The 18,531-nt window shown below is 62.4% G+C and carries 16 protein-coding genes and 1 pseudogene; 8 read left to right on the forward strand and 9 right to left on the reverse strand.

Annotated elements, in window-relative coordinates; genetic code table 11:
- Positions 1–3 precede the first annotated feature (3 nt).
- The 6 genes from ABFX19_RS12685 to glyA all read right to left on the reverse strand — a co-directional run bounded on the left by ABFX19_RS12685 (position 4) and on the right by glyA (position 5,484).
- Positions 4–363 carry a VOC family protein gene (locus tag ABFX19_RS12685; RefSeq protein WP_056549309.1) on the reverse strand — a complete coding sequence of 120 codons (360 nt, stop codon included), beginning with the start codon at positions 361–363 and terminating at the stop codon, positions 4–6.
- A 69-nt stretch (positions 364–432) separates the two neighbouring features.
- Complete coding sequence (locus ABFX19_RS12690; protein WP_346028738.1) at positions 433–1,257, reverse strand: ABC transporter permease; 825 nt, start codon at positions 1,255–1,257, stop codon at positions 433–435.
- 5 nt (positions 1,258–1,262) lie between these two features.
- A complete protein-coding gene (locus tag ABFX19_RS12695) occupies positions 1,263–2,066 on the reverse strand; it encodes an ABC transporter permease (protein ID WP_056549313.1) in 804 nt (267 codons plus the stop codon).
- A gap of 97 nt (positions 2,067–2,163) precedes the next feature.
- The gene (locus ABFX19_RS12700) at positions 2,164–3,105 is read right to left on the reverse strand and encodes an ABC transporter ATP-binding protein (protein ID WP_277358191.1); all 942 of its coding nucleotides are present in this window, start codon (positions 3,103–3,105) and stop codon (positions 2,164–2,166) included.
- A gap of 34 nt (positions 3,106–3,139) precedes the next feature.
- Positions 3,140–4,030 carry a bifunctional methylenetetrahydrofolate dehydrogenase/methenyltetrahydrofolate cyclohydrolase gene (locus ABFX19_RS12705; RefSeq protein WP_346028480.1) on the reverse strand — a complete coding sequence of 297 codons (891 nt, stop codon included), beginning with the start codon at positions 4,028–4,030 and terminating at the stop codon, positions 3,140–3,142.
- Positions 4,031–4,188: 158 nt separating this feature from the next.
- On the reverse strand, positions 4,189–5,484 hold the full coding sequence (gene glyA, locus ABFX19_RS12710) for a serine hydroxymethyltransferase (protein ID WP_277358193.1): 1,296 nt from the start codon (positions 5,482–5,484) through the stop codon (positions 4,189–4,191).
- Between the two features lie 149 nt (positions 5,485–5,633).
- On the opposite strand from glyA, the gene purU reads away from it, so the two are divergent.
- From purU to ABFX19_RS12750, 8 genes and pseudogenes are all read left to right on the forward strand, one after another.
- Positions 5,634–6,515 (forward strand): formyltetrahydrofolate deformylase, encoded by an 882-nt coding sequence (gene purU / locus ABFX19_RS12715; protein ID WP_277358194.1) that lies wholly within the window; start codon positions 5,634–5,636, stop codon positions 6,513–6,515.
- Positions 6,516–6,533: 18 nt separating this feature from the next.
- Positions 6,534–6,698 (forward strand): annotated as a pseudogene (locus ABFX19_RS12720) (DUF1737 domain-containing protein); the annotation flags it as partial.
- Positions 6,699–6,765: 67 nt separating this feature from the next.
- Positions 6,766–7,287, forward strand: coding sequence for a gamma carbonic anhydrase family protein (locus ABFX19_RS12725; protein ID WP_277358197.1), 522 nt, complete (start codon positions 6,766–6,768; stop codon positions 7,285–7,287).
- A 32-nt stretch (positions 7,288–7,319) separates the two neighbouring features.
- A complete protein-coding gene (locus ABFX19_RS12730) occupies positions 7,320–8,528 on the forward strand; it encodes an ROK family transcriptional regulator (protein WP_277358198.1) in 1,209 nt (402 codons plus the stop codon).
- Between the two features lie 128 nt (positions 8,529–8,656).
- On the forward strand, positions 8,657–10,195 hold the full coding sequence (gene mmsA / locus ABFX19_RS12735) for a multiple monosaccharide ABC transporter ATP-binding protein (protein WP_277358199.1): 1,539 nt from the start codon (positions 8,657–8,659) through the stop codon (positions 10,193–10,195).
- A 20-nt stretch (positions 10,196–10,215) separates the two neighbouring features.
- Positions 10,216–11,505, forward strand: a complete 1,290-nt coding sequence (gene mmsB, locus ABFX19_RS12740; protein WP_056548945.1) for a multiple monosaccharide ABC transporter permease — start codon at positions 10,216–10,218, stop codon at positions 11,503–11,505.
- A 72-nt stretch (positions 11,506–11,577) separates the two neighbouring features.
- Positions 11,578–12,684 carry a substrate-binding domain-containing protein gene (locus tag ABFX19_RS12745; RefSeq protein ID WP_277358200.1) on the forward strand — a complete coding sequence of 369 codons (1,107 nt, stop codon included), beginning with the start codon at positions 11,578–11,580 and terminating at the stop codon, positions 12,682–12,684.
- 213 nt (positions 12,685–12,897) lie between these two features.
- On the forward strand, positions 12,898–13,974 hold the full coding sequence (locus ABFX19_RS12750) for a Gfo/Idh/MocA family protein (protein ID WP_277358201.1): 1,077 nt from the start codon (positions 12,898–12,900) through the stop codon (positions 13,972–13,974).
- Between the two features lie 27 nt (positions 13,975–14,001).
- Here ABFX19_RS12750 and ABFX19_RS12755 read toward each other — a convergent pair whose 3' ends face one another.
- The 3 genes from ABFX19_RS12755 to ABFX19_RS12765 all read right to left on the reverse strand — a co-directional run bounded on the left by ABFX19_RS12755 (position 14,002) and on the right by ABFX19_RS12765 (position 18,406).
- A complete protein-coding gene (locus ABFX19_RS12755; protein ID WP_346028481.1) occupies positions 14,002–14,994 on the reverse strand; it encodes a bile acid:sodium symporter family protein in 993 nt (330 codons plus the stop codon).
- Positions 14,995–15,121: 127 nt separating this feature from the next.
- Positions 15,122–17,152 (reverse strand): beta strand repeat-containing protein, encoded by a 2,031-nt coding sequence (locus ABFX19_RS12760; protein ID WP_346028482.1) that lies wholly within the window; start codon positions 17,150–17,152, stop codon positions 15,122–15,124.
- Positions 17,153–17,245: 93 nt separating this feature from the next.
- Positions 17,246–18,406 carry a hypothetical protein gene (locus ABFX19_RS12765; RefSeq protein ID WP_346028483.1) on the reverse strand — a complete coding sequence of 387 codons (1,161 nt, stop codon included), beginning with the start codon at positions 18,404–18,406 and terminating at the stop codon, positions 17,246–17,248.
- Positions 18,407–18,531: the final 125 nt, after the last annotated feature.

Raw genomic sequence — 18,531 nt, forward strand, 5'->3', positions numbered from 1 at the left:
TGCCTACCAGCACACGAGGCAGAACGGGTGGCCTGCCGGGTCCAGATAGACCCGGTAGGTGCCCGTCCCCGACTCCAGACTGGTAGCCCCTAGCGCGAGCACCTTCTGCTCCGCGACGTCGAGGTCTTCCACCCGGATATCGAGATGCACCTGCTGCGGGATCTCCTGGCCCGGCCACCTCGGCGGCATGTATCCCTCAACCTGCTGGAAGGCCAGTGCCGGACGGTCCGGGGCATCACCGATGGTGATCCACCCGTTGTCATCATGCTGGACGCGGATCATGCCCAACAGGTCCTCGTAGAAGGACGCCAGCTGGTCCGTGTTTGAGCAGTCGAAGACGGTTGCGTGCCATTTCCCAATCATGGTCCCAGTATCTGCCGTCTCCACCGCGAATGGTAGGCAATCGCGGACACCTTCCGTCCTTACGCGTTCCTACTTCAGAAACAGCTTCCGGAGGCGCGTGGTGGTCAGGACCATCCCCACGAGGATCATCACCAGGTAATAGGTGATATGGACTGCCGTTGCAGGGGTGAAGATGCCAATACTGAGTTGACGCAGCAGTTCAACGCCGTGCCAGAGCGGCAGAGCCTGGATGAACCACTGGATCCCCTGCGGGTAAACACTCAATGGATAGAACGTCGCCGAGAACAGGAACATCGGCAGCATCACGAAATTGATCCAATCCATCTGCTGGAAGGTCTTCATGTAGCTGGTGATGCCCATGCCGAACGACGCGAAGCCAAAAGCAATCAGCACGGACGCCGGAACCATCAGCAGTGCCCACGGCGTGGTGATCAGCCCCATCAGCCCCATGACCGCGGTGAAGCCCGTGGCGTACAGGGCGCCCCGCAGGAGCGCGAGGAAAATCTCGCCGATCGCAACATCCAGCGGCCCCAGCGAGGTGTACAGCATGCCCTGGTAAAGCTTTGCGAAATTCATCTTGAAAAACACGTTCCAGGTGGAGTCATAGACCGCGCCGTTCATCGCGGAGACTGCAAGGAGCGCCGGCGCTATGTAGGCGGCGTAGCTGATTTCCTCTCCGCCGGGCCCGACGACGGTGCCCACCAGTGCGCCCAGGCCCACCCCCATGGAGATGAGGTAGAGCACCGGCTCGAAGAACCCGGACACCATGATCAGCCAGTTGCTGCTCTTGGTGGCCATGAGTCCGCGCGCAATCACTGCTTTGGCATTTCGTGCGTACAGCGCACTGAACGGGCGGTCCTTCACCTGGACCCGGTAGTCCTCTTCAGTGAGAATGTTGCTCACTTGCCCAGCCTCCGTTCATACATGCGGCGGGCCAGGACCCAGCCGAGCAGTGCCAGCGCCACCAGATAGAGGATGTGGATTGCCGAGAGCCAGAGCGGCTCGTCATACCCGTAGGTCAGCACCCGTCCCAGTTCCGTACCGTGCCACAGCGGGGAGATCCACCCGATCCAGCGTAGGAAGATGGGCAGCGTTTCGAGCGGGAAGAAGGTGCCGGAAAACAGGAACAACGGAGTCACGATGAAGCGCATGACCAGCGCGAACTGGCCCTTGTCCTCGGTGACGCTGGCCGAGTACGCCATGAGCGGGAGCCCGAACGAAAGCCCGCAGACAACGGCGACGATGATTGCCACCGACCCCCAGGCAGATGGCGATGCACCGAAGGCAGCAACGATCGCGAAGTAGATCGCGGACATCAGGAAGAGCCTCAGTGAGATCGCGATGATGTATCCGTTGACGATCTGGTGCACGGCCAGCGGCGAGGCATGCGGACCGTAGTAGACGCGCCGCCACTTGAAGCCGTCCATGACGGGATAGGTGAACTCCGTGGCGGCCGTCATGATCGTGGCGGAGGACAGGAGCGCCGGCGCAATGAACGCAAGATAGCTAACGCCGCCGAAAGCGCTCTCGGCGCTGTTGCTGTCCACGAGCGTGGCGAGGCCGACTCCCATTGCGAAGAGATACATCACGGGATTGCCCACGCTGTAGGCGAGCAGCGTCCAGCGGTAGCCGTTCATCACCTTAAGGGCGTGTTCGGCGTAATACCAGGAGCCGAACTTCCGGGCGCGTTCCGCCGCGACCATCGGGGAATGGGCAGCGCGGACGGCCTGCTCATTCTTCGTATTTCCCGTTTCCCGGCGGCCGCCCGGTGCGGGCTGATCCGGGGTGCCGGTGTGCTGGCTAGTCAACGAGGCTCCTACCGGTCAGTCGCAGGAAAACATCTTCAAGGGAGGACCGGCGCACAAGGGAGGTAATGGGATGAAGACCGCGGGCGGTGACCTGCTCAAGGGCAGACTCGCCGTCGTGCGTGTAGATCAGCACGCGGTCCGGCAGGGACTCGAGCCGTTCACCGATGCCGGCCAGATCCGCTGCCACCGTTGTGTTCCTTTCCGAGCCGAAGCGGAGCTCGAGCACCTCACGGGTGGAGTGCTCGCGGATGAGTGTGGCGGGAGATCCCTCAGCCATGATCTGCCCCTTGTCCACCACGACGAGGCGGTCGCAGAGCTGCTCCGCCTCATCCATGTAGTGGGTCGTGAGGATCAGGGTAACCCCGGACTCCTTCAGACGGAACAGCCGGTCCCAGAGAATATGCCGCGCCTGTGGATCGAGGCCGGTGGTGGGCTCGTCCAGCAGGAGGATCTTCGGCTCGTTGATGAGAGACCGGGCGATGGTCAGGCGCCGCTTCATGCCGCCTGACAGCGAGTCCACCTTCGCCTTTGCCTTGTCGGTGAGCTGGGCGAACTCAAGCAGCTCATCCGCCTTGGGTTTGAGGTAACTCATCGGCAGGCCGAAGTAGCGGCCGTAGACCAGCAGGTTGTCCCGGACGCGCAGTTCCTCGTCCAGATTGTCCTGCTGCGGCACGACGCCGAGGTGCGCCCGAACCTCCGGACCATGCTGCTCAGGATCCAGACCCATGATGGTCAGCTTCCCGGAGGTGCGCTGCGAGACGCCGCCGATCATCCTCATGGTGGTCGACTTGCCGGCGCCGTTGGGACCGAGCAGGCCGAAGGACTCCCCCGCTGGTACGTCGAATGAGATGCCGTCGACGGCAGCGAAATTCCCGTAGTGCTTGGTCAGCCGGTCAGCGGAGATGACGTAGTTCGGAATAGTTTGGTTGGGCACCAGAACAGCCTAGAGCCTACCCTGGGAGTTGTAACTAGCTGGTGACGCCCGCCTGACGTTCCGCAGCCTCGACAACGTTGGCCAGGAGCATCGCGCGCGTCATGGGGCCCACTCCCCCGGGGTTGGGCGAAAACCAGCCGGCGACGCCGGCTGCGTCCTTCGCGACGTCGCCGCGCAGGATGGCCTTGCCGGTCTCAGGATCAGTCACCCTCGTGACCCCCACGTCCAGGACGATAGCGCCGGGCTTCAGATGTTCAGCCGTGATCATCCCGGGCAGGCCCGCGGCCGCCACGACGACGTCGGCCTCGCTGAGGTGCCGCGGCAGGTCCACTGTGCCGGTATGCGCCAGCGTGACGGTCGCGTTGATCGCACGCCGGGTCAGCAGCAGGCCAAGCGGCCTACCTACAGTCACCCCACGTCCCACGACGAGCACGTTCTTGCCCTTGAGCTCGATGTCATGGCGCAGAAGCAGCTCGACGATGCCATGCGGGGTGCACGGCAGGGGCGAGTCCATAGGTCCGTTGACATTGAGGACGAGCTTCCCGAGATTGGTCGGGTGCAGTCCGTCGGCGTCCTTGCCCGGCGTCATCCGCTCCAGGATGGCATGTGCGTCGATGTGCGCAGGCAGAGGCAACTGGACGATGTAACCGGTGGTGGCGTCGTCGTCGTTCAGTTCGTCAATGACCTTTTCGAGGTCCTCCTGGCTGATGTCCCCCGGCAGGTCGCGGCGGATCGAGTTGATGCCCACCTGCTCACAGTCGCGGTGCTTTCCGGCGACGTAGGAATGGCTCCCAGGGTCATCTCCGACCAACACCGTACCCAGGCCGGGCGTGATGCCCTGGCCCTTCAGAGTGGTGACCCGCTCTGTGAGTTCGCTGCGGATTGCGGCCGCTGTTGCCTTGCCGTCAAGAATTTGTGCGCTCATCTACGCCGCTCCTTTGTTGAGCTGTTCCCTGTCCAATTCCTCGAGCAGGTACGCCTTGCCACGCTCACAGCACCCTGTGAAACAGCACTCCGCTGTGGGGATCTCGTACTCATCCGAGCGGGCTGCCGCCGAGTCCAACGCACCTGGGGGCAGGTCTTCTACCATTCCTCGTGCCCGGGGTAGAGCGGGAAATCGGCAGCGAGGCGGGATACGCGTGCACGCAGCCCCTCGACGTCAGCACCGGGCTTCAAAACTGCAGCGATGATTTCGCCCACCTCGGCGAACTCGGTGGAGCCGAATCCGCGGGTGGCGAGAGCGGGGGTGCCGATGCGGAGGCCGGAGGTGACCATGGGCGGGCGCGGATCATTGGGGACCGCGTTGCGGTTCACCGTGATGCCCACCGAGTGCAGGAGGTCCTCCGCCTGCTGACCGTCCAGCTCGGAGTGGCGGAGGTCCACCAGGACCAGATGCACGTCGGTTCCGCCGGTGAGGACCGACACTCCGTGCTCGGTGACGTCAGCGCCCATGAGCCGCTCTGCGATGATGCGGGCGCCCTCGAGGACGCGCTTCTGGCGCTCCTTGAATTCTTCCGTGCCGGCAATCTTGAAGGCCGTGGCTTTGGCCGCGATGACGTGCATGAGCGGGCCACCCTGCTGGCCCGGGAAAACGTTGGAGTTCAACTTCTTGGCCCACTCCTGCTTGGCCAGGATCACGCCTGAGCGCGGGCCGGAGAGGGTCTTGTGCACGGTGGAGGTGACCACGTCCGAGTGGGGAACGGGGCTCGGGTGCAGGCCGGCTGCCACGAGGCCTGCGAAGTGGGCCATGTCGGTCCAGAGCAGGGCGCCGACCTCGTCAGCGATGGACCGGAATGCTGCGAAATCGAGGTGACGGGGGTACGCGGACCAACCGGCGATGATGACCTGGGGCTTCTCAGCCAGGGCCTGCTCGCGGACGCGCTCCATGTCGAGGCGGTGCGTGTCATTCTCGACACCATATGCTGCGACTTCATAAAGCTTGCCGGAGAAGTTCAGCTTCATGCCGTGGGTCAGGTGGCCGCCGTGCGCCAGGGACAGGCCCATGATCTTCTCGCCGGGCTTGATCATCGCAGCGAGCGCGGCGGCGTTGGCCTGGGCTCCTGAGTGCGGCTGGACGTTGGCGTACTCCGCACCGAAGAGCGTCTTGACGCGCTCGATGGCCAGGCTTTCTGCGACGTCAACATGCTCGCAGCCGCCGTAGTAACGGCGGCCCGGGTAGCCCTCCGCGTACTTGTTGGTCAGGACCGAGCCCTGAGCTTCGAGGACCGATCGCGGCGCGAAGTTCTCGGAGGCGATCATCTCGAGGGTGTCGCGCTGGCGTGCGAGCTCATTGTTGAGGACCGCGGCGATTTCCGGGTCCACCTCGGACAGCGGCGCATTGGTCACGGACTGGGTCACAGAGGGAGAGGATGAAGTCACGGAAGGCTCCTGGTGAGATGAGGGTTCTACAGGTCAGGCTACCTGTTGACCGGGGTGCGCCCGAAAGTTCCAGCCAAACTGGCTCGAAGTGTTTCGGACGGTGACTCGCAGCGCTGCTGCGCCCCTGCCGTGCCCGGTAACCTTGGAGCGTGACTGAAGCTGTACAGGCCGGTGTTCCCGGCAGCGCGCCGTCGTCGTTCATTCTGACGCTCTCCTGTGATGACCGGCCGGGAATTGTCCATGCCGTTTCCGGGGCGTTGGTGGCTGCTGACTGCAATATCACCGAGTCCCAGCAGTACGGCAGCCCGGACTCGGGGACGTTCTTCATGCGGGTGGCGATCACCACGCGATCGGAACGGGGCGCCGTCGAAGCGCACCTGGCGCCGGTAGCCCAGGCGTTCGGGATGACGTGGGGGCTGCACGCCGAAGGCACACCGGCGCGCACGCTCATCATGGCCTCCAAATCCGCCCACTGCCTCAACGACCTGCTCTTCCAGCAGCGCGCGGGGATCCTGCCGATCGAGGTGCCCGTGATTGTTTCGAACCACACGGACCTGGCTGACCTTGCCGCATTCTATGGCGTGCCTTTTCACCATGTTCCCGTCACCGCTGACGGTAAGGCTTCGGCGGAGGAACGACTTTTGGAGCTCGTGGCCGAGCATCGGATTGAACTCGTGGTTCTTGCACGGTACATGCAGGTGCTCAGCGACTCCCTGTGCTCGCAGCTGGTGGGGCGTGCAATCAATATCCACCACTCGTTTCTGCCGTCGTTCAAGGGTGCGCGTCCCTATCACCAGGCGCACGCCCGCGGCGTGAAGCTGATCGGTGCAACTGCGCACTACGTGACCCCGGCTCTGGACGAGGGCCCCATCATCGAGCAGGAAGTCATCCGCGTGGATCACGCGCGGACGGCACCACAGCTGGCCGCGATGGGTGCGGACGTCGAAAGCCGGACGCTGGCACAGGCCGTGCAGTGGCATGCCGAGCACCGTGTGCTGCTCGATGGCACGCGGACTGTCGTCTTCAACTAGATTTCTCCAGGAGTAAACATGAGTGATGAGACGCCACTGCGCTACCGCGTACTGACCGGCCCCGACGACCGCGCGTTCTGCGCACGGGTGAGCGAGGCTCTGGAGAGTGGCTACCGGCTGCATGGCTCCCCCGCCGTGACGTTCAACGGCGAGCGCGTGATTGTTGCGCAGGCGGTAGTGCTGGAGGACTGAGCCGGCAGTTTCCCACCGCGTCCTCGGTCTGGAAATCTCACGGGGATAGGCTGGGCGGATGGGACACATCATTGAATTCGGCGGTAACACTCCCTCGATCCCGGAGACCGTGTTCGTAGCACCGACGGCTTCCGTCATCGGCAAGGCAACCTTCGGGGATAACGCCAGCGCGTTCTACGGCGTCAGTGTGCGCGCAGACACTGAGACCATCACCATCGGCGCGGGTACAAACCTGCAGGACAACGTGGTCGTGCATGCCGATCCGGGTTTCCCCGCCACCGTGGGAGACCGCGTGAGTGTGGGGCACAGCGCCGTCGTGCATGGGTGCACGATCGGGAACGACTGCCTGATCGGCATGAGCGCCACCATCATGAACGGCGCAACCATCGGAGAGGGATCCCTGGTTGCCGCCGGCGCCGTGGTGCTCGAAGGCATGCAGGTTCCGCCGCGTTCGCTGGTGGCCGGTGTCCCGGCGAAGGTCCGCCGGGAGCTGACCGACAACGAACTGCAGGACGTCCGGGACAACGCTTCCCGCTATCAGGAGTTGGCTGCTCTCCATCGAGTTGCGTTTACTTCTTGACGGCAACAACCTTCGTGTAGGAATCTGTAGGCATGTCCGTTGAGTCTGCCGCGCCGTCGAGGCCTGCCCCCAAGCCGAGCCTTCATAAGCCAGGTTCCCAGTCGGCTCTCCGGCAGCTCAATGAGCAAAGAATCGTCCAGGCGCTTGCGACCGGCGGTCCTCAGACCCAGGCTGAACTGGCCCGCCAGACCGGGCTTTCCACGGCGACGGTCTCCAACATTGTTCGCGGTATGTCGGACTCAGGCACAGTAACAACGAGCCCCACCACCAGCTCCGGGCGCAGGGCCCTGTCCGTTGCGCTCAATGACAACGGGTTAGTTGCTGTCGGCATCGACATCGGCCGAAGGCACGTGAGGGTAGTCCTTGCCGGCCCGGACTACCGTGTTCTTTGCGAGGAAGCCATCCCGCTGACAGCCGGCCACACCGCGGAGGAAGGGCTCGACGCCGCCGCGGAACTCCTTGAACGGCTGCTGACGGAATCGGGTACTCCCCGAAGCGCGCTACTCGGCGCCGGCATCGGAATCCCCGGCCCCATTGACCGTCGCACAGGAACCGTTGTGCAGGGCGCCATCCTGCCTGAATGGGTGGGAATCAACATCCTCGAGACGTTCAGTGAACGCCTCAGAATCCCTGTGTTCATTGACAATGACGCCAACCTCGGAGCGCTGGCGCAGGTCACCTGGGGGCCGCACAGTTCGGTGGAGAACCTGATCTTCGTGAAGATCGGCTCAGGCATCGGCGCCGGCCTGATCCTCAACGGTGCGCTGTACTACGGCAACGTCGGGATCACGGGAGAACTAGGCCACACCACCATCGACGAGCACGGCCTCATCTGTCGGTGCGGCAACCGCGGCTGCCTCGAAACCGTCGCCTCGACGGCAACCATGATCAGCCTGCTAGAGCGCACCAGCCACCGGCCGCTCACGGCGCCCGACATTGTGCAGCTCGCCCTCGGCGGAGACACCGCAACACTTCGCGTCCTCGACGATGCCGGCCTCGCGATCGGCCGCGCCATTGCCCATGTCGCCAACCTGATCAACCCCGAACTGATAGTTCTCGGCGGGTCCCTGACCGGCCTCGGCGATATCCTTCTTGACCCCGTCCGGCGCGGATTGCTTCGGCATGCAGTGCCGGTTGTCGGAGAATCGACAACTGTCAGCATGGGCTCCCTCGGGGACCGCGCCGAAGCACTCGGGGGCGTCGCCGTCGTCTTGTCCCAGCCCAGCCTTAGCTCAAGCTAAGTTCTGGTTTTCCAACAGTTCGACATTAATTGCGTTCAAGACTTGACGCCAACACCTTACTCAGAGTTTACTTTTTTGGCGGGCCTTTTCGGTCCAAGGACAGCGCAGTCAGTTGCGGGAAGGCCTCTATGGACAACCACACCATCCTCGAGATGCAGTCGATCACCAAGGAATTTCCCGGTGTGAAAGCACTCGATCATGTTTCCCTTTCCGTTACGGCCGGCGAGATTCACGCGATCTGCGGTGAAAACGGTGCTGGGAAATCCACCCTGATGAAGGTGCTCTCCGGGCTCTATCCTTACGGCGACTACCAGGGTCAGATTGTCTTCCAGGGGAAGGAGATGCAGTTCAAGGACATTCGTTCCAGCGAAGCCGCCGGAATCGTGATCATCCACCAGGAACTCGCCCTGATCCCCGAGCTGTCCATCGCCGAGAATATTTTCCTCGGCAATGAGCCCACACGCTTCGGAGTGATCGACTGGGACAAGGTCAACCTCTCCGCCGTCGAGCTCCTGGCCCGCGTCGGGCTGAGCGAAGACCCGACTACCAAGATCAAGGACATCGGTGTCGGCAAGCAGCAGCTGGTCGAAATCGCCAAGGCCCTCAGCAAGTCCGTTAAGCTGCTCATCCTCGATGAGCCCACAGCCGCACTCAACGAAGCTGACTCCCAGCATCTGCTGGATCTGATGTCCGGACTGCGCTCCAAGGGCATCTCCTGCATCATGATCTCCCACAAGCTCAACGAGATCGAGCAGATTGCGGACTCCATCACGATCATCCGTGACGGCAAGGCAATCGAAACCCTGCATATCAAGAACGACGGCGTGGACGAGGACCGCATCATTCGCGGCATGGTCGGACGCTCTCTCGAGTCCCGTTTCCCTGACCACACCCCGAAGATCGGCGAAACGTTCTTCGAGGTGCGCAACTGGACGGTCGGCCACCCCAACGTTGCCGACCGCCTGGTCTGCAAGAACTCAAGCTTCAAGGTGCGGCGCGGGGAGATCGTCGGCTTCGCCGGCCTGATGGGCGCCGGGCGCACGGAACTCGCCCGTTCCGTGTTCGGCCGCTCCTACGGCAACTTCAAGTCCGGCCGGATCTTCAAGGACGGCAAGGAAGTCACCTTCAAGTCCGTGCCGCAGGCAATCGACGCGGGCCTCGCCTACGTTACCGAGGACCGCAAATCGCTCGGGCTGAACCTCCTGGATGACATCAAGACCACCACCGTCTCCGCAAACCTCAAAAAGATCACCCACAACTTCGTGGTGGACAACGACGAGGAATACCGCGTGGCGGAGGAATACCGGAAGTCGCTGCGGACCAAGACACCGAGCGTCAACGAGGGCGTGGCCAAATTATCCGGCGGCAACCAGCAGAAGGTGGTGCTGTCGAAATGGATGTTCACCGATCCCGATCTGCTCATTCTTGACGAGCCGACCCGCGGCATCGACGTAGGCGCCAAATACGAGATCTACGGCATCATCCAGAAGCTCGCAGACCAGGGCAAGGGCGTGATCGTCATTTCCTCAGAGCTCCCGGAACTCCTCGGTCTCTCAGACCGCATCTACACCATCTTCGAAGGCTCCATCACCGGCGAGGTGACCCGTGAGCAAGCCAGCCAGGAATCCCTGATGAAACTCATGACCGCCAGCAGAAAATCTGCCTGACCGAATCCCTAGGACGCACCATGAATTCCCTCAAGCGAATGTTCGGCGGCAACACCCGGCAGTTCGGGATGATTTTCGCCCTGATCGCCCTGATTCTGTTTTTCCAATGGCAGACCGGTGGCAACACACTCACACCGACCAACGTCATCAACCTGTTCAACGGCAACGCGTACATCCTGATCCTGGCAATCGGCATGGTGCTGGTCATCATCGCGGGCCATATCGACCTCTCGGTCGGGTCCGTGGCAGCCTTCGCCGGCGTCGTCGTCGCCATCTCCATCCGCGACTGGGGCATTCCCTGGTACCTCGGGATCGTGCTCGGGCTTGTCCTCGGTGCACTGATCGGAGCGTGGCAGGGATTCTGGGTTGCCTACGTGGGCATACCGGCGTTCATCGTGACCCTGGCGGGCATGCTCCTGTTCCGTGGAGCGAACCAGTACGTGGGCGAATCAAACACCATTCCCGTACCTGAGGCGTTCCAGTTCATCGGGGCCGGCTACCTCCCCGAGGTGGGACCCGTCACGGGATATAACAACCTCACGGTGCTCCTGGGTCTGCTCGCTGTGGGCTTCTTCGTGTACCAGGAGTTCAGCAACCGCCGCCGCACCGCGCAGATCGGCTCAGAGGTGCAGCCGCTGTGGATCTCCGTGGCGAAACTCGTCCTCCTCGCCGCCGCCATCCTGTACGTCACGTCCCTGTTTGCCACCGGCCGCCCGGGAACGTCCTTCCCTATTCCCGGGCTCATCCTCGCTGTCCTGGTCATCATCTTTGCGTTCATCTCGAACAAGACCGTGGTCGGTCGCCATGTGTATGCCGTCGGTGGCAACCGCCACGCGGCCGAGCTCTCCGGCGTGCAGAGCAAGCGCGTGAACTTCCTGGTGATGATGAACATGTCCATCCTTGCGGCACTCGCCGGAATGATCTTCGTGGGCCGGTCCACAGCATCCGGCCCCTTCGACGGCGTGGGCTGGGAACTCGATGCGATCGCGGCAGTGTTCATTGGCGGTGCAGCAGTGACCGGTGGCGTGGGAACGGTGATCGGCTCCGTGATCGGCGGCCTCGTCATGGCCGTCCTGAACAACGGCCTGCAGCTGATGGGCATCGGCGCCGACATGACACAGATCATCAAGGGTCTCGTGCTGCTGATCGCAGTCGCGTTTGATGTGTACAACAAGAGCCAGGGGAAACCCTCCATCATCGGATTGCTCACCCGAAACTTCGGCGGCGGGCGAAACAAGCCCGATGCGCCGTCAGCGCCCGAGGAAAACCCCGCAGCCCGGGAGGCAGTGGGCACAAAGCAGGTCCTCTAGAACCGATCCGCCGGTTCTGGCCAAAACCTTTCACTGACAACCAAAGCAAGATGCTAAAGAAAGAGAAATCGAATGCGTAACTTCGCAAAATCACTTGCAGCACTCACTGCAATTTCAGCATTGGCGCTGACATCCTGTGGCCGCGAGGATCCCGGTACGGCAACCGGGACCGCCGGCGGCACCGAGACCGCCTGCGAAGGGTTCGAGGAAGGCGCCGCCATCGGTGTAGCGCTGCCCCAGAAGACCTCGGAGAACTGGGTCCTGGCGGAGCAGCTGTTCAACGATGGCCTGACCGAAGCCGGGTACGAGCCGTCCGTCCAGTTTGCCAATGGCGGCGTGGCGGAGCAGCAAGCCCAGATCAGCTCAATGATCACCAACGGCGTGGAGGTCCTCGTGGTCGGTGCGATCGACGGCGCACAACTGGGCAACCAGCTGCAGCAAGCCAAGGACGCCGGGATCACGGTCCTCGCCTATGACCGTCTGCTCACCAACACCGAAAACGTGGACTACTACGTGGCCTATGACAACTTCAAGGTCGGTGAGCTGCAGGGCCAGGCCCTCCTGGACGGGTTGGCTGAGCGCAAGGGTGAAGGTCCTTACAACATCGAACTGTTCGCGGGCTCTCCCGATGACGCGAACGCCCAGGTCTTCTTCGACGGCGCCATGAGCGTCCTTCAGCCGAAGATCGACGACGGCACGCTCAATGTCGTCTCAGGCCAGACCTCCTTTGACCAGGCAGTGACCCAGGGCTGGAAGGCCGAGAACGCGCAGCGTCGCATGGATACCCTCCTCAGCGGTAACTACGCCTCCGAGGAATTGCATGGCGTGCTCTCACCGAATGACACGCTGGCACGCGCCGTCCTCACCTCGGTTGCGGCTGCAGGAAAGGATACGCCGGTTGTCACCGGCCAGGACTCCGAGGTGGAATCGGTCAAGTCGATCATGGCAGGTGAGCAGTACTCCACCATCAACAAGGACACCAGCAATCTGGTGGAGCAGACCATCACGATGGTTGAAGCCATCGGCGCCTGTGAAGAGGTCGAGGTCAACGACACCGAGTCCTACGACAACGGCGTGAAGGTTGTCCCGGCCTACCTGCTGGAACCGCAGATCGTCACCCAGGAAAACGCGGCAGAAGCGTACGCCGATGACCCCACGCTCGCTGAGCTGGTCAAGTAGCCAACTCCAGGAAGATCCCCGGCCGCATTTCGCGACCGGGGATCTTTTTTCGTCGCATGCTAAAAGTGAGGCTCTCCCAGGTCGGCGCTTCGGAGCTCGCAATGCCCATGCGACGCCGGGTGAACGGGGCGGCGCTGGTCCTTGAAGCGGGTTGCGGACGTACCACTGCCGTAACGGGTGGACGTGCCCTCCTGCATTCGGAAGTATGAAGGAATGACGACGAACCTCCGCCTCCCTGTGCCCCCGTGCGTTGCGCCGGACGCGCCCTCGCCTTTCGCCGCTACCGGCGCGCCGCTGCGCTGGGGCGTGGTTGCCACGGGCGGGATCGCACGGAAAGTGACCGAGGATATCGCCCGCCTCGAGGACGCGGTGCTGCAGGCGGTGAGCTCGCGTAGGGAAGATCGGGCGCGCACCTTCGCCGATACGCACGGCTTCGCAACCGTGCATTACGACGACGGCGGCTCCCGCGGTTTCGAGCGGCTGGCTGAGGATCCGGACGTGGACGTCGTCTATGTAGCGACTCCGCATGGCCAGCACTACGAAGTATGCAAGGCACTGCTTGCCGCCGGCAAACACGTTCTGTGCGAGAAAGCCTTCACCGTCAACGCGCGTGAGGCGGAGGAGCTCATCAATCTGGCCCGGGAGAAGCGGGTGTTCCTCATGGAGGCGGTGTGGACGCGCTTCCTCCCCAGCGTGAACCGGGCGTGGGACATCATCCACTCGGGCGAACTCGGCGAAATCCGCTGGGTACAGGCGGACCTCGGTTTCCCAGCTGCCTATAACCCCGAAGCCCGCCTGTGGGACCCGCTCGCCGGTGGCGGAGCACTGCTGGACCTCACGGTTTACCCGTCCACGTGGGCGCTGGGATCGCTGGGCTTCCCCACTTCGGTTGCGGCCGAAGGCACACTGAATGACGACGGCGTGGACGCGCAGAACGCGCTGACCCTCACCTATGCAAGCGGCGCGCAGGCCCAGCTGTCGTCGTCGTTGTTGGCTTCCGGGCCGAGCCAGGCCACCGTCGCCGGCAGCAAAGGGTGGCTACGCACGTCCGCTCCGCTTCACAACCCGCGGGAACTGTACGTCCATCCGCACGGAGGCGAAGCACGGGTGGAGAAGTTCGAACAGGCAGGGAACGGGTACGCCTATGAGCTACGCGAAACCACGCGGTGCATTCAAGAGGGTCTCCTCGAAAGTCCCACCATGCCGCTTCAGCACACGCTCGACACCATGCGGATGTTCGATGGCGTCCGGGCCCAGCTGGGCCTTAGATATGCCAACGACGACCGGTAGCGGGCCCAAAAACCACCGTGAGTTGAATTAGCTCGCGAGGTTCGTTTCCGGCGCTGGCCGCTGCGTCTCTCCGGCTGCACCGCGGCGTCGCCAGTACGCTGCCAGAAGTGCGCCGGAGACGTTGTGCCAGACCGAGAATATTGCTGCGGGGAGGGCTGACTCCGGGGTCATATGTGTCCGGGCGAGGCCTGCTGCGAGGCCCGAGTTCTGCATTCCAACCTCGATCGCCGTGGTGCGCCGGGACGGAATCGGCAGCTTGAAGGCTCGTGCAGCTCCATAGCCGAGCGCATACCCGAGGCCGTTGTGCAGGACTACTGCCAGCAGCACAAGCAAGCCCGCCGAAAAGATTGCTTCGGCGCTCAGCCCGACTACAGCCATGACCACCAGCGTGATCGCGGCAACCGAGATCCAGGGCAGTACGGGAAGCGCCGCTGCCACAAGACGAGGCAGGAGCAGGCGTGCGGCCAGACCAAGTGCCACGGGAATCAGCACAATCTGGACGATGGACCATGCCATGGCGCCGGCGTCTACCGGTAGGTATTGTCCTGCCAGCCAGAGGGTGAGCAGAGGAGTCAGGAGCGGAGCAAGCAGTGTCGACACAGTGGTCATGGCGACTGACAGTGCTACATCACCCTTGGCCAGGTAAGACACCACGTTGGATGCTGTGCCGCCGGGGCAACATCCAACGAGGATCACACCGGCTGCAAGGGCGGCCGGCAGTCCGAGCACGGAAACCACCAGCAGCCCCAGCAGCGGCATCACTACGAATTGCGCAACGACGCCGATTACCACCGGAATCGGGCGCCAGGCAATCATTGCGAAATCCGGCGGTGTCAGCGTCAGGCCCATCCCGAACATGATGACTCCGAGAAGAGGATTGATCGCCGGTGCGAGGCCGGTGAACGCCGTCGGTATCATCAACGCGACGGCGCCGCCGCCCAGGACAAGCAGCGGGAAAATGGTAACTGCAATGCGTGCGTTGCGTTCCTCAGCGGACGCAGCTGAGTGTTGCGATTTCATGTTTCAAGAAGTAACACGAGCGTTTCACCGCCGTCGCATCCGGCCCGGAATTGTTACGAGTAGCACCTAACGCAGGCGTGGCGAATGGCCGGAGCCACGTGGGCTCCGGCCATCGCCGTGGTTAAACCTAGATGCGTGCGGTACGGGCCCGACGCGACACTAGGGCAACACCGCATCCCAGCAGCAGACCTCCTACCAGAAGCAGCACCGATGAATCGGTTCCTGTCTGCGCGAGGCTGCCACGGGTCGCGTTGCCCGAGGTGGCGTTCGTGTCCGCGGCAGCGCTTGTACCGGCACTGGTCATGACGCCGGTGCTTGCCAAAACCACCGTGGACTCGGCGGCGGGGATGCCGTTGTCCGAAGCAGGGTTGCTACCTTGAGCCCCGTTGCCGGGAGTACCACTCTGATCACCTGGAACAGCAGGGCCACCGTTAGCAGGAGAGTCGCCTTCACCGGGGGTTACTCCATCACCGGGCGTCATTTCATCACCGGGCGTCGTGGGGAAGCCAGGTTCAGCAGGCGAGCCCGGATTCTCAGGGTTGACCGGGGTCTCAGGATCAGTCGGATCCTCGGGGTTCACGGGAACAGAAGGACCATCCGCGGCAGATCCACAATCGGACGAGTTGCTGTCGCCAAGCACAGAAAGTGCATTGCAGCCAACGTTGACAGGAACGATTACACCGAGGTCAACTCCGATGTCACCAAGAAGCCCGCCATCCTCAGTGCCTTCAGCACCACCGCTGCTGGTGTCACCGGAGGTCGAACCCTCAGCACCAGAATCGGCACCGCTGGTCGAAGAATCACCAATCACCGACACCGCGTTACCGCTAACATTGACCGGCACAACCGCATCAACACCCGCGACAACGTCACCAAGAAGCCCGCCATCATCAGTGCCTTCAGCACCACCGCTGCTGGTGTCACCGGAGGTCGAACCCTCAGCACCAGAATCAGCACCGCTCGTCGAAGAATCACCAATCACCGACACTGCGTTACCACCAACGTTCACCGGCACAACCGCATCAACATCACCGACAACGTCACCAAGAAGCCCGCCATCATCAGTGCCTTCAACACCACCGCTGCTGGTGTCACCGGAGGTCGAACCCTCAGCACCAGAATCAGCACCACTGGTCGAAGAATCACCAATCACCGACACCGCGTTACCACCAACATTCACCGGCACAACCGCATCAACATCAGCAACAACGTCACCAAGCAAACCATCATCGTTGGTTCCCTCAGTACCACCGCTGCTGGTGTCGCCGGACGTCGAACCCTCAGCAGCAGAATCGGAGCCACTGGTCGAGGAATCACCAATCACCGACACCGCGTTACCGCCAACGTTCACCGGCACAACCGCATCAACACCCGCGACAACGTCACCAAGAAGCCCGCCATCATCAGTGCCCTCGGAACCACCCGTCGAGGTACCCCCCGACGTCGAACCCTCAGCACCAGAATCAGCACCACTGGTCGAAGAATCACCAATCACCGACACCGCGTTACCACCAACATTCACCGGCACAACCGCATCAACATCACCGACAACATCACCAAGAAGCCCGCCATCGTCAGTGCCTTCAGCGGCACCTGTCGAGGTATCCCCCGAGGATTCACCACCAGCAGCAGAATCGGAGCCACTGGTCGAAGAATCACCAATCACCGACACCGCGTTACCACCAACATTCACCGGTGCTACAGCGGCAACGCCGGCAGTGATACCACCGATATGCCCTTCCCCCACCGAAGCCTGGGCCTCGCCACCGCCGATGGTACCGCCGATGGTACCGCCGGCCGCTGCAGTAGAGCCAACGGTTGAGGAATCACCTATCAGTGAGATCGAGTTACCACTCAAATTCACTGGTACGGCTGCCTCGATAGCTGCGGTCACGCCACCGAGGAGGTTGCCTTCCGATCCGGTGGTGCCAGCAGGATCACTGCTATCGACGGCCACTCCATCCGATGACGACGTCGACCCCTCAGAGGAAGCGTCCCCAATCACCGAGACGGAATTGCCGCTGACATTTACGGGCGCTACGACGTCGCCAACTACCGCTATGCCGGTCTCATCGGCTGATGCCGCCCCGGCGCCAAGGACGAGGATGCCCCCGGCGAGGAGGAATACTTTGATTCCTCGTTGTATGCATGTTTGCATGATGTGTTTCTCCTGAATTGATGAGTATGGATAGCACGCAAGAGCGCGCCACAGTGACCGTCTGCCGCCCGCATGAGGGCAACCGACGGCTCATCAATCAGGAGTTGAACCGGGGTCGAAAGTTGGCCCAGAAGACAGCGCAGCAAGATAGCCGAACTGTGAAGCGCCAAGAGAAGAAATGCTGAAATCGAAAGAAAAATGGCTGTCAGCGGCGTATGAACTGCTCGCGCCTGCTGACCCTGCAGCAGCAGCGCCGGAAGCGGCATTACCCGCCGCGATGCCAACCGAACCGTCCGATTGCTGAAGATCAGCCACCGCAAGATCTGGAAGCCCCTGCAGTGCATACACCGCACCGTGTGGTGAGTCCGCTGGGTGGAAGTCAGTTGCCAGTGCGTCCACTGTCACAGATCCCGAAACAACAGTTGTTTCTGGGGCTTCTTGAGCAGCCGGCAGCGCTTCGCCAGGCAAACGGATGGGCGCCATAAGCGTTGCTACTTCCTCCTCCGCAGAGACCTGGGGGTCAGCAACCGACGGCTCAGTGGGAGCTTCGGGCAAGACAGGTGGGTCAACGCTCACAGGCTCAGGAAGGGGTGCCACAATCTCGTCAGGCGCAGTAGGACGAACAACCTCGATCACAGGATCGGTAACCGGTTCAAGAACCTCGACCACCGGATCGACCACAGGATGGACAACCTCGACCACGGGATCGAGTGTCTCTGCCACAGGGACAAGCACCTCTACGACCGGCGTCACGACTTCCTGGACCGGCGGCAGCACAGGTGCGGCTGCTGCATCAACGGCTTCCAGGACAGGCTGGGTAACGGCTGTGGTTGTTCCCGGCGGGACGATCACGTTCACCACAGGCAGTTCGGAAACAGCAGCGTCCACCAGGCTGGTGACCGGAGCAACCGTCTCGACCGCGCTGATGTTCGCGATAGCGGGTGGCACATTTTGAATGACGTCCGAGACCGCGGGCAGTGCAGAATTCTGGTTGGACGGGATCGGCGCAACTGCCTCAACAGGAACTGCCTCAACTACACCGCCGAGGGGTCCTGAAATATTCTGGACCACCGATTCCACGGGAGTCGTTACCGACTCAACCACGGAAGTGACGGACCCCAGCAGATTGCGCTCCCCGGCATCGACCGCCTGTGCTGCGCCCGCAGACAACGCCAGCAGACCGAAAGCGCCTCCGACACTGAGGAGGGAAATGCGCACAGAGGAGATGAGCGAACGGCGGTTTCGCCTGCTCATGCCATCACCCCCACGGTCAATGCTGAGCCTCAAGGAAAACATGCTTCTTACCCGGTGTAAACAGCTCATCGACTATTCGTCTTCAGCTTCTGCAAGCAAAAAGCCCCGCACCTGCGAGCGAATCG

Origin of the sequence: Arthrobacter parietis, assembly GCF_039530425.1 — a bacterium.
Taxonomy (GTDB): Bacteria; Actinomycetota; Actinomycetes; order Actinomycetales; family Micrococcaceae; genus Arthrobacter_D; species Arthrobacter_D parietis.